General features: G+C 40.5%; 11 protein-coding genes. 3 read left to right on the top strand and 8 right to left on the bottom strand.

All coding sequences use genetic code 11. The features are described from left to right. Positions 1-30: 30 nt before the first annotated feature. From rfbC to CXF93_RS08550, 8 genes are all read right to left on the bottom strand, one after another. Entirely contained in the window at positions 31-564 is a 534-nt protein-coding gene (rfbC, locus tag CXF93_RS08585) for a dTDP-4-dehydrorhamnose 3,5-epimerase (protein ID WP_101062010.1), read from the bottom strand. Further along, complete coding sequence (gene rfbA, locus CXF93_RS08580) at positions 565-1,452, bottom strand: glucose-1-phosphate thymidylyltransferase RfbA (RefSeq protein ID WP_101062009.1); 888 nt, start codon at positions 1,450-1,452, stop codon at positions 565-567. Then, on the bottom strand, positions 1,442-2,515 hold the full coding sequence (rfbB, locus tag CXF93_RS08575) for a dTDP-glucose 4,6-dehydratase (protein WP_101062008.1): 1,074 nt from the start codon (positions 2,513-2,515) through the stop codon (positions 1,442-1,444). The genes rfbA and rfbB overlap by 11 nt, the downstream gene beginning before the upstream one ends. Positions 2,516-2,519: 4 nt before the next feature. Beyond that, positions 2,520-3,389 carry a glycosyltransferase family 2 protein gene (locus tag CXF93_RS08570; RefSeq protein ID WP_101062007.1) on the bottom strand — a complete coding sequence of 290 codons (870 nt, stop codon included), beginning with the start codon at positions 3,387-3,389 and terminating at the stop codon, positions 2,520-2,522. Further along, complete coding sequence (locus CXF93_RS08565; RefSeq protein ID WP_101062006.1) at positions 3,382-4,395, bottom strand: glycosyltransferase; 1,014 nt, start codon at positions 4,393-4,395, stop codon at positions 3,382-3,384. The genes CXF93_RS08570 and CXF93_RS08565 overlap by 8 nt, the downstream gene beginning before the upstream one ends. Beyond that, positions 4,385-5,554: a glycosyltransferase gene (locus tag CXF93_RS08560; protein WP_101062005.1), complete on the bottom strand. Its 1,170-nt coding sequence runs from the start codon at positions 5,552-5,554 to the stop codon at positions 4,385-4,387. Before CXF93_RS08560 ends, CXF93_RS08565 begins: the two co-directional genes overlap by 11 nt. A gap of 241 nt (positions 5,555-5,795) precedes the next feature. Beyond that, complete coding sequence (locus CXF93_RS08555) at positions 5,796-8,039, bottom strand: peptidase U32 family protein (protein WP_101063298.1); 2,244 nt, start codon at positions 8,037-8,039, stop codon at positions 5,796-5,798. A gap of 269 nt (positions 8,040-8,308) precedes the next feature. Further along, entirely contained in the window at positions 8,309-9,322 is a 1,014-nt protein-coding gene (locus tag CXF93_RS08550; RefSeq protein ID WP_101062004.1) for a hypothetical protein, read from the bottom strand. 336 nt (positions 9,323-9,658) lie between these two features. Between CXF93_RS08550 and CXF93_RS08545 the strand changes: the two genes are divergently transcribed. The 3 genes from CXF93_RS08545 to CXF93_RS08535 all read left to right on the top strand — a co-directional run bounded on the left by CXF93_RS08545 (position 9,659) and on the right by CXF93_RS08535 (position 12,892). Continuing rightward, entirely contained in the window at positions 9,659-11,506 is a 1,848-nt protein-coding gene (locus CXF93_RS08545; RefSeq protein ID WP_101062003.1) for a M3 family metallopeptidase, read from the top strand. Positions 11,507-11,766: 260 nt separating this feature from the next. Beyond that, positions 11,767-12,207 (top strand): thiol-disulfide oxidoreductase DCC family protein, encoded by a 441-nt coding sequence (locus tag CXF93_RS08540; RefSeq protein WP_101062002.1) that lies wholly within the window; start codon positions 11,767-11,769, stop codon positions 12,205-12,207. Continuing rightward, complete coding sequence (locus CXF93_RS08535) at positions 12,158-12,892, top strand: SDR family NAD(P)-dependent oxidoreductase (protein ID WP_101062001.1); 735 nt, start codon at positions 12,158-12,160, stop codon at positions 12,890-12,892. The genes CXF93_RS08540 and CXF93_RS08535 overlap by 50 nt, the downstream gene beginning before the upstream one ends. The last annotated feature ends 11 nt before the right edge of the window (positions 12,893-12,903 follow it).

Here is a 12,903-nt window from a genome sequence, read left to right as displayed (position 1 = left end):
CATGTCTGCAAATAGAAGTTAAAATATAGCTTAAAACAAATCCTTAAACTCAAGGCCCATTTTATCCTTATCCGACAGCAAGGGATTACCACAAGGCCAATTGATATTCAATTCTGGATCATTCCAAATCAAGCAACCTTCATCACTATTGTCATAATAGTCGGTACATTTATATTCAAAATCAGCCAGATCAGACAACACCACAAAGCCATGGGCTAATCCCGGCGGCAACCAAAATTGCAATTTATTCTCAGCATTTAATCGTACTCCATGACACTGCCCATAGGTAGGCGAACCTAACCGTATATCCACTGCTACGTCGTAAACCTCCCCCATCACCACACGAACTAACTTACCTTGCGGTTTGGTTTTTTGGAAATGCAGGCCACGTAACACGTTCTTTGAAGATCGAGAATAGTTATCTTGAACAAAATCAAACTGACCACCAATCACATCGCGATACCGCACGGCTTGGAATGTTTCCATAAAGAAACCGCGGTCATCACCGAATACATCCGGCTGTATCACCAAGGCCCCCTCAATTGCAGTTTTTGATACTTTCATCTACAACTCCTCACGAAGTAAACCGTAAAGGTATTGCCCGTACTCGGTTTTCTGTAATAAACATGCTTGGTCTTCTAATTGCCCGCGCGTGATCCAACCTTTTGAAAACGCGATCTCTTCTAAGCACGCCACTTTTAAACCTTGATTATGTTCAATAGTTTGTACAAACATCGCCGCTTTCAATAAGGAATAATGCGTACCGGTATCAAACCACGCAAAGCCACGACCAAAGCGCTCAACGTATAACTCACCTGCCGCCAAATACATGTTGGTGATATCTGTTATCTCAACTTCATTACGGGCTGAAGGCGTTAAAGATTTGGCCATATTAATCACCCGATTATCATAGAAATATAACCCAGTAACGGCATTGTTCGACTTCGGTTTCTCGGGTTTTTCCTCAATACTGATCGCATTACCTTCTTTATCAAATTCGACCACACCAAAACGTCCGGGGTCTGTCACTCGGTAACCAAATACCGTCGCGCCGGTATCCTTGCTTGTCGCATTTAATAACTTACCGGTGAAATGCTGCCCGTAAAAAACGTTATCACCTAAAATAAGGCAGACATTGTCCTCGCCAATAAAGTCTTCAGCAATGATAAATGCTTGGGCGATACCGTCAGGGCTTGGCTGCTCGGCGTATTCAATATTGAGCCCAAATGTGCTGCCATCACCAAATAAAGCCTTAAAGTGCGGAAGATCATCCGGGGTAGAGATAATCAAAATATCTTGAATATCTGCCAGCATCAGCACAGACAGCGGATAATAGATCATCGGTTTATCATAAATAGGTAATAGCTGTTTTGAGACAGCTTTAGTAATGGGATGTAAACGCGTGCCGGAACCACCCGCTAACACAATACCTTTGTATTTTTTATTGCCCATTAGCATTTTCTCCTCGACGTGTTAACTGATAATCACCACTTAAAACACGCTGCCACCACCTAGTATTATCTAAATACCATTGCACCGTTTTGTTGATACCAGTTTCAAATGTTTCTTCTGGTTGCCAGCCTAATTCACGTTGAATTTTACTCGCATCAATCGCATACCTCAGATCATGCCCAGGTCGATCACTGACAAATGTAATAAGGTCACGGTAATGGCCTATGCCATCAGGTTTGTCCGGCGCCAGCGTTTCCAGCGCATCACACAAAGTATTGACGACATCTATATTACGTTTCTCGTTGTGACCACCTATGTTATAACTTTCGCCAATCTGCCCTTTTATCGCCACCAGCACCAATGCGCGGGCATGATCATCAACATATAACCAATCCCTGACTTGTAGGCCATCACCGTAAATAGGCAACGCTTGCCCATTCAACGCGTTTAATATCATGTGCGGGATCAGTTTTTCGGGGAAATGATATGGGCCGTAGTTATTTGAGCAATTGGTGATTAACGTTGGCAGACCGTAGGTTCTTAGCCAAGCACGAACTAAGTGGTCAGCACTCGCTTTGGTTGCGGAATAAGGCGAACTAGGATCATAAGCCGTAGTTTCAACAAACAGTCCATCTTTACCAGCTAAATCGCCAAATACCTCATCGGTCGATATATGATGAAAACGAAAACTGGCTTTTTTTTCATCGGCTAATGACAACCAATAAACACGCGCTGATTCGAGTAAGTTATAGGTACCAATAATATTAGTTTCAACAAAACAGTTCGGATTTTCAATTGAGCGGTCAACATGTGATTCCGCAGCAAGATGCATGACAATATCAGGTTGATGTTGCTGAAAAACACGGTCAACGTCTTCTCTGTTACAAATATCAACACACTCAAATACATATTGCGATGAAAGCAAAGTAGCTGGAATTGAGTCAAGATTACCAGCATAGGTTAAACTATCGAGGTTAACTACCTGATAGTCAGTATCACTCAATATGTGTCGAATAACGGCACTGCCAATGAAACCAGCGCCACCTGTTACTAATATTTTCATATTACTATTGCTCGTAATTAACGTTTGAAGAGCTCTGGCTTTGTGACTTTCGCGCTGTAGGGATACTCGGTTTTAATAAATACTGGAAATGGTAGATGAAGGCATCACGAATATGGAAACGTAAAACACGATTACTAAATACGTCTTTAAAGCCGCCATCACTACAACGTAATCCATCGGCACCGACTACTATCTCGCTCTCATAATGGACTTTGTAACCGAGCTCCCAGCACTTATAACAAATATCTGGATCGGCCATAAAGATAAAATAGCGACTATCAAAACCACCAATTTTATTCCACACATCACGGCTTATAGCCATAAATGATGATTGTAACCAGTCCACATTAGCCGGCTTAAAATAATCAAACTCCACATACTCGTAGTAGTCGGCAATACCTTTTAATAAAGGCCAATTTCTAAGTGAGGTGCGACGTACCACTTGCGCGATTAAGTTAGGGAAACGGCGCACGGTATCAGGTGTCGAGCCATCATCATTAAGCTGCCTAGTACCAACAATACCGATTTCAGGGTCGCGTTTATAGATAGTAACAATATCAGCCAATATACTGGCTGACTTCCATTCAATATCCGGATTCACAAACAGTAAATAGTCACCACTACATAAGTCAGCGCCTTGATTGCTGCCTCTGGTATAGCCATTATTTTGCTGATTAAAAATTAACGTCACATTATCGGTATCTTGATATTGAGACAGTATCTGTTGATTACCGCTATCTATTGAATTATCAATAATGATCACTTCGGTTTCAAAATCACCTTGTTGTGTCAGTATCTTTTCGACATTATTTACAACGCGTGCCGCTTTAAAAAAATCAACAATAACAACAGAAATTAATATTTTCTTAGCCATAGGAATCTTCTCTTTGCTCAACAAATAATTTTTTATCGATAACAGCTGCAAAATCATGATTAGTGATATCAATTATTTGCTCGTACCTTGGTATCGCCATTAGCTCTGCCACGGAATACACAGGCAATAATTCATCAGGATAAACAACGGTCATATTTGGATTACTTAACTCTTTGGCGATTTGCAGTTGATGGTCATCTGAAAACTCACCAAATTGCTCTAATCTTGGCACAAATATCACTTTTTTCTGATAGATAAGCATGTGATTAATACTGCCGACCCCGCAATGACTGATAACGAGGCTGCTCTCTTTCACCAAGGCATCCATTTTGTCTTTGGCAACCATATCCACAATTTCGCCATTGGCTGGCTTCATATCAACCTCAAAACCACCGGTTTGAATAAACCAACGTACGTTTGGATCATGATAAATATCAAGTTTTGCCATCGCCTCAATTAACCGTGGAAAAGGATAACAGTTAGTGCCGGTTGTCACTAAGACCAATGGCTTACCTGGCGGTAGTAGTGGCGTAACAACCTTGTTCGCTTTCCCCTCTAAATCAAATGTTTTTCCCGCATAGCCGACATTATATTGCTTAGCAACAGCTTCCCATTGCGACATAAATTCATCATATAACTTATACCTATGGATCATTTTTCCGGTATTCGATAACTCAACCACCCGTGATAATGTATCTAAATATACAAACCTTAACGGTAAGAATTTACACACCAAGGCAAAAGGTAAAACGATAGGTCCACCCGTGGTAAATACCACCCCCGGTCTTTCCTTTGCGAGAACATACAATGCATAAAAAATATTAACAAAATGAATAAACGCATTTTTCTGCGTGCTCCACATCTTGTATACCTTCTTAATTTTATCGTCATCAAATAATGCGTGAGTCGTTACTAGCACTATATCTTCAACATGATCACAAGCACAAAGCGCTTGAGTAAGATGACCACCAGCAGAAGCAATCACAAGTACTTTTCTATTTGGCATTTACACGCTCCAAATTAAGATCATCAATTAAACATTGATAGTGACTAACAACAGTTGCTTTCTCAAAAATGTCCAACAGATTGGTTTCTAACGCCCTATTGATTCGTGCGTTAAACAAATCATGCTGTAAAATCAGCGATTCAACTTTGTTAACTAATTCGTCGGTATTTTGGTTATCAACTTTAACCGCGGCATCAATCCCTTCTAAGTAGCCATCAATACCGGTATTCGCATGATATAAAATAGGTAACCCAGAAAATAAAGCTTCAACGAATACCATACCGAATGACTCGTTCTGACTCGGTAATAAAAACGCTGAATACTCCGTCAGTTTTTTTTGTAAGACTTTATTATCAATGCGTCCTTTGATCGTGACGTGCTTATCTAAAGACAATACGGATATTTTATCCTGCACTATTTTCATCTTATTTTTAGGTCCAAAACCGTATATATCTAGTTTAATACTCGGGTAATCAGCTATAAGTTTAGCGATAGCTTCTAACAATGGCATTATTCCCTTGCGTTCATATTGGTCAAAACGAAAAACTGTAACAAAATTAGCGGCTTTTTTGGGCACATGCAGGTGAGATAATTGTTTCATATCGCAGAGGTTGGGCAGTAAACTTGATTTATCAGTGTCATTACTGATACTTGCTTTGAGTAATTCAGTTATCGGGTTTTGCGCCCAAGCGCTCACCCAGAAAATATGTTCAGCTTCTTCTAACACTCTTTTCCAGCGTCTTCTTAACAAGAATTTATGACGTAAAATACGCACATCAGTACCACCACGGACCGAAAGGAAATAAGGTACTTTTGCCCGTTTTGCTAATGTCGCGCCTAAGGTGCCATCAATGGCGAGTTTATGCCCATGCACAAGTTGATAATCAATGTGCTGGTTTTGAATTAGGCTTAATAGTAAATGACGGGCAAGAAAGAGAGAGATCGTTAACGCAAAGCCAAACGGCAATCCCCAATAGTAAATGGAGTAAAGCTGCGAATTATTTTGGATAACCTTAACTTGCCAAGGCCATGGAGTACGATGAATAACAAAAATAGTATGGGTAATACCAGAGGTGGCATCGAGGAGTAATTTTACTGCGGGCGTACTGGAACTATTACGACCATCTGGATAATCTGAGTGTATATGTAAAACATTCATATCATAACAACCTACCACAACCGGCTTTTAATTAGCAGGTAACCACTGTTAAATAGGAATTATAGGCATTAGATTCTGGTATTGGCCACATTATTAGTTAAATATGATCATGATTATTGCTAAGTACATAAAAATAAAGCCAAGTTTCACATCATGTATTTTCGATACAATCAGCAACACTTGGCTTTGATAATAGATTAAAGCGGTTGGGCTTCAATCTTGATTTAAAGACTTATAAACTTTATAAACCTTGCTTGTATTGCGCATTAGTAGATACAGGTACTAGGTTGTTTAAAGCTGATTTTGATGCTTCATCACCGGCAAGTAGTGCTTCAAAGTATTTGATTAGCTCAACCTTATCTTGTTCTTCTTTAGAGCCTGCTCCGATATTAGTTAAATCGATAAAGAACTCGTCGAACAGATCAGAGAAATCATTTACCACATCAAAGTTTAAGAATTGTTCGTCGTTGTAAATGCTTGGGTAACCACCCTTTTGTTTATCAACAGCAAACGAAATACCTTTCACATTGGTAATTGTTGTCGCTTTTTCACATTTCAGCATACAACCATCTTCAATCGCTGGTTTCTTACAGCCAACAGTTTGTTGGAAGAAACATTGACGACTCGTCATCATCAGGATTGGGTGGTATATACTATAGAACATCTTGAAGTTTTTCGGGCGACTAATGTTTCTTATTTGAATACGGTTAATTTCATTAGAAATAAACGCACCAGCACAGTTTAACTCTTCTTGCAGGGTTAATAACGCATGTGAGTTAGTCGTATTCAAGAACGGACCAGCAACCCACTCAATACCCATTTCAAAGGCTTTATAAGCAATACCAGTATTGTTAGTCACGATACGTTTTGGTTTTACTTGCTCAAGGATCTTCACTGACTCTAGGTAATCTTTACCAATTAATACAGCTGGGAACCAAGGAATTAGGCGTGGGTTTTCTTGCAATAGTTTAATGTGCTTAGGGCAATTCTTTTTCAAGCTTTCAGGGATCTTGAAGTAAATATCTGCGTCCGTTACATCCGCAAGGTGTAGATCTTTCGCATTGGCTATCATCAATGATAACTTCGGCGTTTCTTCTATCTTAGGATGTTTAGGTAATGCAGGTAAATCAACGTTTTTAACCACTTCACGCGAACCGTTTAATAAGAATGCCGCTTGATTTTTCAGGTCGGTTAACTCTTTAAATGGTACTGTTAGGTTTGCATCGAAATTGTCAAAATTCATTGGCGCAAGATCGAATGTTGCATTACTAAAGCTACGGAAACGTTTTTCAACAGTCTCAGGCGTAATTGAAATTTCATCTGCAACACGTAATAGAGAGTCACTTTTCACTTCAAATGACGTATTACCAGCAACAATATTAAGCGTTAACGGGCTATTTTCTTTGGCAGAAAAAGCTAATGTTAATGCGATTTTATCTATGCTTAAGTCTTTAATCTTGTCTGCTAGTTCAGCACCTAAGGCATTTTTATCGGTATAAAGGTCTTGTTTCACATCATGGATTTGTACAACAGAAATGGCATCACTTTTTTCAACAGCGTAGTTCACACTGTTGTCACGTGGGTTATCCGTAAACATTTTTTTGTTTAGGTCGCCCTGTAAGAATGAGTTAGTGAAGCTACGGTTAAATACTTTATGTAGGTTACCGTCGTCTGCTAATAATTTACCTGATTCAACAAAGTTGTTGATCTGTTTACGCCATGTATCAACGACAGTGTAAACATAGTGAGCGCCTTTAATACGGCCTTCTACTTTTAATGAATCAACACCAGCGTCAACCAATTGCGGTAAATCAAAGTATGCCGAGTTATCTTTTAGATTAAGTGGGAAGCGATGACCTTCCGCTGTCACTTCGTATTCATCACGACAAGCTTGGCTACAACGACCACGGTTACCTGAGTTACCAACACTTACTGAACTTGAATAGCACTGACCAGAGAAAGCAATACATAGCGCACCATGTACAAATACTTCAGTTAATACATCGTGGTCATGAGCGACAGTCGTTAATTGTTTGATTTCAGCTAAGTTCAGCTCTCGAGATAAGTTGACGCGCGTTGCACCAATTTTCTGTAAGAATAAGATCTGACCTTCGTTGTGCGTTGTTAACTGAGTAGAAGCATGGATGTGTAGCGATGGGAAATGCTTTTTAACAATGTTGAACACACCGAGATCTTGTACGATGATGCCATCAATACCACTGTTAACCAGTTTATTAAGCAAGCGCACTAAGCTAACAACTTCATGTTCTAGGATCACAACATTAAGGGTTAAAAACACCTCACAGCTATGCTCGTGTGCAAGTCGTAATACGCCGTTTAGTTCATCAAATGAAAGATTGGACGCACGGTTACGGGCATTGAACATATCTAAACCGCAGTAGACCGCATTTGCACCAGCAACAATCGCCGCTTTAATCGCTTCTACATCACCGCCCGGTGCCAATAATTCTATTTTTCTACTCATGCGAAATAACCCACTTAATGCTTTTATTGTAATTTTTTGAGGGGGCATTCTACCTGTATATGCATGTCAATGCTATGAATTAGCGGTTATTGATCTAGATCAATATTTGAAGCCAAGCTTCATCGGAGTGGTATGAGGTCAGGATTTTGATAATAACCTAGGTTAAATTAACATTTCACCCAGGCTATTATCCTTGTATTTAACTCTTTCTAACGACGTAATTAACTAATATTCCAGTCGAAATTAACGAGTATTACCGCCATATTTAATTATTTAGCATCAGGGACTAATTGTTTAATCACGCTCGGTAATAGCGTTACAATCTTACCGCGCACTGGATGCCATAATGCAGATAACAATAATAACGCTGCACCAATAGCAATACCGGTAATGGCAAAGTTAGTGCCGACATCACCATACATGCTCATCAGGCTTGATAATGCATAAAGTACATAAACCAATGATGACACCATAAAGGCGCGACGGTCGATAATAATTGAAACCAGTGACATCAATAAGTACAGGCTAACAATAATCGCAATACTGCTAATGCCTTCTTCGCCGTTTAGAATACCCACGCCTAAAAATACCGGATGGATAATTAATGGTGCTGACAATAGATGCAGCCAAAATGCGGTATCAGTGCGATTAGTGACACGTGCGCGATCAGACGCATCCCAGTACATAGCAAACAGGAAGGTTAAAATACCGCAGGCAAATATCACCACCAATATCCAATCAGTCAGTACATTGAGCATATCTGGCGTGGTAAACGTCGACACAAAAGAAGATACGATGAAACCGATTGTTGCCGCTGTACCCGCTGCAATCGTAATTGGCACACGAAAACGACGCCAATGACAAGCCGCGGCGATAACGGATGCACCAGTTGCCGCAATAATCGCTTGTTGATCAAGGGCTGAAAAGACTTCCATCGATAACTTAAATACACCACCAATAAAGGCCAGTAATAACATAATCGCGGGAAAAGCCATTTTTCTTTTCAGCACAAAAAACTCGGCAAGTGCCCATGACAGGACTGCAAAAGTGGCAAAGCCTAAGCGAGGATCAATGCTTTTGACTGCCCACAATGATGAAAACAACAGTAGCGCACAAGCGATAACAATAAATATGTCGTTAAATCCGCCGATTAAACGAATATTTTCTTCATCAGCAATCGTTACATGTTTTATTGACTGTTGCTCACGTCGAAATTCATCAACGGACGAAGCAGTAAAAATTCCTTTATCTACTGCATTGTTAAGATCTTCATCTGTATACATATTGGCCCTAAAAGTGTTATTAATAATATTCATTATCTATTATAAAGTGCTGAAGTGTATTGGCTTTATTTATAAGGGACAAGAAAACCGTTAAATAATTTCATAAAAAAACTAAATAGAATGCAAATACAGCACACTGCTACTCCGTTTTAGTTAAAGTGTGATGCAGGTCCAGCCACCGGGTATTTATTTATTCATAATAGTCACTGTCCATTTAATAACAATGACCCAAGAAATAAACAACAAAAGTAAATAATAAAATCAGAATAGCGTATGCATTCATTCAGTGCTTCAGATGCACTATCACCGTTATACGTTGTTTCATAAGGAGATGTTTTGAATCCACAAGATTATTTTAACCAGCTTAACGATAACTATTTAGCCCTACACCGCCGTAAAGAAGATTTATTTTGGCAAACTTACATGGGCACCAGTGATAACCATGACGGTTTTGCCGATGCAGAAGAAGCGCTAAGTGCGTTTATCTCAGACCCTGCTCACATACAAGCAACGCGTTGCAACCTTGACGTCCTATTACAGTTAACCGATGAAGACGATGATCTGATTAGAGGCCTCAAAGGTTGGTTAGCCTTTTTCGATGCCAATGCTATTGAAAGTGCCGAAGGTAGAGATAAAATGGCGGCGCTTATTCGCACTGAATCAGCGTTATTTGCCAAACGCCAAGAATACCTGATGTATTGTAACGATGATAATGGTGACAAACAGCAAGCCTCTCTCACCGTGCTTGCCGCTAACATCCGTACTAGCAATAACGAAAGTGTGCGTAAATCAGCGCACCAAGCGTTATTAGACCTTGAACAATGGGTACTGAATAACGGTTATATAGAACTGGTTAAACAACGTAACGACTTTGCCCATCAACAAGGCTTCCGTAACTTCTTTGATTATAAAGTCAATAAAACCGAGCAGATGACACCTGAGCAATTGTTCACTGTTTTAGATGATTTCGAATTACGTACCCGTGAGCGTAACCAGAGCAGTATTAACAATCTAGCCGAAGTTAAAGGTGACAGCGCCGTTAAAGGCCATAACTTTAGCTTTATGTATGCTGGTGACGCTGCACGTCAACTTGCCCCTTATGTACCGTTCTCGCAATCGTTACGTCGTTGGATGGAATCATTTGGTCGTCTGAACATCGATTATTCACAAGCTGATTTGACGCTGGATTTATTAGACCGTGCAGGTAAATACCAAAATGGTTTCTGCCACGGCCCTATCCCGTCATTTTATGCAGAAGATAAATGGCAACCAGGTAAGATCAATTTCACCAGTAATGCCAAGCCCGATCAAATGGGCAGTGGCTACGATGGTATTAATACCCTGTTCCATGAAGGCGGGCATGCCGCGCATTTCGCCAATGTGAAACAAAATTCACCGTGCTTCTCACAAGAGTTTTCGCCAACATCGATGGCCTATGCAGAAACGCAATCTATGTTCTGCGACAGTTTATTAACAGATGGTGATTGGTTAAAACAATACGCTTACAATGCCGATGGTGAAATAGTTCCTGATGCAGTGATCCAAGCATTAATTGCCGCTAAACAACCGTTCAAAGCGTATGAAGAACGCAGCATTTTAGTGGTGCCTTATTTTGAATGGGCGGTTTATAGCGCTGATGAAGACTTGCTCACACCAGAATATTTAACCACCCTAGCTCGTGATACTGAACAACGTATTCTTGGTTTAGCTGCAAGCCCTCGTCCATTACTTGCGGTGCCGCACCTATTGTCACAAGAAGCAGCCTGTTCTTACCAAGGCTACCTACTTGCACACATGGCGGTTTATCAAACTCGCGCTTACTTTACTGAAAAATTTGGTTACCTCACAGACAATCCAGCCATCGGCCCACTACTTGCCGAGCATTACTGGAAACCGGGTAACAGCATTAGCCACGATGCCACTCTGCGTAGCTTAACTGGCGAAGGCTTCTCTGCCGCTTACCTTGCTGATACCTGCAATAAAACCAGTGACCAAGCTTGGTTACAAGAACAAGCTAAAATTGTCGCGGCGCAAGCAAGAGTTCGAGCTGAACCTGCTGACCTGAATGCTAAGATCAGTATTGTTGATGGCGCTGAAACTATCGCAAACAATGCTGTTTCTGATAGTCAGCTATGCGATAACTTCGAGACTTATATTACCCAACGTTATGGTAGTGGCTGTTAGTCGGTTGCCTATTAAGTAAATAACGCTATGTAAATACGTACCTTTTGATTTTAAAAGGTACGTATTTAAACCCTCTCTTCTTTCCCTTTTTCCCTTTTCTTCTTATCCACATCATAGCTGACATCTATTGGCGTTGAATAACCGTTAATAATGATAATCAATTCTGATCTAAAAACCATTCCATTACGTATTCTTTCTTATGATTCGAACCATGTAACCTGAGTATATAACTCAATAAGTGTTTAACGAGGAATAACACCATGACGTTAACGATATTTTATGATGGTCAATGTCCATTATGTTCCTCTGAAATGAAACATCTGAAAGCGCACGACAAATTAGATGTCATTCATTTAGTCGACTTACATCAAATAGGCTTTAGCACCCTCTATCCAGAGATAAATGTAAATGAGGGCATGAAGATATTGCATGGCACTTATCAAGGTCAACGCCTATTAGGACTCGAAGTAACTCACAGGGCTTGGACGTTAGTAGGTAAAGGTTTTTTGGTCGCGCCACTTAATTGGCCAATTATCAAAACGGTGAGTCATTGGGTTTATTTAGTTGTGGCCAAATATCGCCAGCCTATTTCGACCTTTCTCGCAAAACGATTGGGTATCAGCACGACTAACTGCACTTCAGGAACTTGTTATGATAAGAAAACAGACACTGATCATCGGCGCGAACAGCGTCATCGCTAAGGCAATAGCCGCTAAAGTACCAACAGATTCAGAGATCGGGTTAATTGTCATTAGCCGTGATTTAAACGCTTATTCAGAGATGTGCGACGCCAATGTCAAGAAGATCACAGTACCAGACTATCAGTCACGCTCGATTGAACGGGCAGTCATAGAGATAAAGCAGTGCAACCAAGCACCTATTACTCAAGTGTTTATTTGCAACGGTGTATTACATAACGCGCAACTCCAGCCAGAAAAACGCTTAGAAGACTTCAGCGAACAAGCATTTCAGCAAGTGATGCAAATAAATGCTCTCATACCTATGTTGTGGATACAAAAGCTTACCCCGATATTGACAGGGAAAACACCGTGTACGCTGACAGTATTCAGTGCGCGTGTTGCCAGTATCAGTGATAATCATTTAGGTGGCTGGTACAGCTATCGCGCATCCAAAGCTGCACTCAATATGATGCTAAAGACAGCCGCGATAGAATTATCACGACGTGCTAAGAATATCAAACTCATCGCCTTTCATCCAGGCACTACAGATACGCCGCTATCGAAACCGTTTCAAAAGAACGTACCCGCGGATAAGCTATTCACCAGCGATTTTGTCGCCGAACAACTGCTAAAGATTGTTGAAAATAGCGACATTGATGGTGAAGCGAGCTATTTGGATTGGCAAGGTAAATCGATTAGTTGGTAACGATAGCGCCT

Origin of the sequence: Moritella sp. Urea-trap-13 (assembly GCF_002836355.1) — a bacterium.
Taxonomy (GTDB): Bacteria; Pseudomonadota; Gammaproteobacteria; order Enterobacterales; family Moritellaceae; genus Moritella.
Note: the sequence above shows the minus strand (reverse complement) of the source record. Positions and strands in the feature narration are given on the sequence as shown.

Excerpts from the sequence above, each read along its gene's own strand:
- rfbC (WP_101062010.1), bottom strand. The coding sequence starts at position 564 with ATGAAAGTATCAAAAACTGCAATTGAGGGGGCCTTGGTGATACAGCCG.
- rfbA (WP_101062009.1), bottom strand. The coding sequence starts at position 1,452 with ATGGGCAATAAAAAATACAAAGGTATTGTGTTAGCGGGTGGTTCCGGC.
- rfbB (WP_101062008.1), bottom strand. The coding sequence starts at position 2,515 with ATGAAAATATTAGTAACAGGTGGCGCTGGTTTCATTGGCAGTGCCGTT.
- CXF93_RS08570 (WP_101062007.1), bottom strand. The coding sequence starts at position 3,389 with ATGGCTAAGAAAATATTAATTTCTGTTGTTATTGTTGATTTTTTTAAA.
- CXF93_RS08565 (WP_101062006.1), bottom strand. The coding sequence starts at position 4,395 with ATGCCAAATAGAAAAGTACTTGTGATTGCTTCTGCTGGTGGTCATCTT.
- CXF93_RS08560 (WP_101062005.1), bottom strand. The coding sequence starts at position 5,554 with ATGAATGTTTTACATATACACTCAGATTATCCAGATGGTCGTAATAGT.
- CXF93_RS08555 (WP_101063298.1), bottom strand. The coding sequence starts at position 8,039 with ATGAGTAGAAAAATAGAATTATTGGCACCGGGCGGTGATGTAGAAGCG.
- CXF93_RS08550 (WP_101062004.1), bottom strand. The coding sequence starts at position 9,322 with ATGTATACAGATGAAGATCTTAACAATGCAGTAGATAAAGGAATTTTT.
- CXF93_RS08540 (WP_101062002.1), top strand. The coding sequence starts at position 11,767 with ATGACGTTAACGATATTTTATGATGGTCAATGTCCATTATGTTCCTCT.
- CXF93_RS08535 (WP_101062001.1), top strand. The coding sequence starts at position 12,158 with ATGATAAGAAAACAGACACTGATCATCGGCGCGAACAGCGTCATCGCT.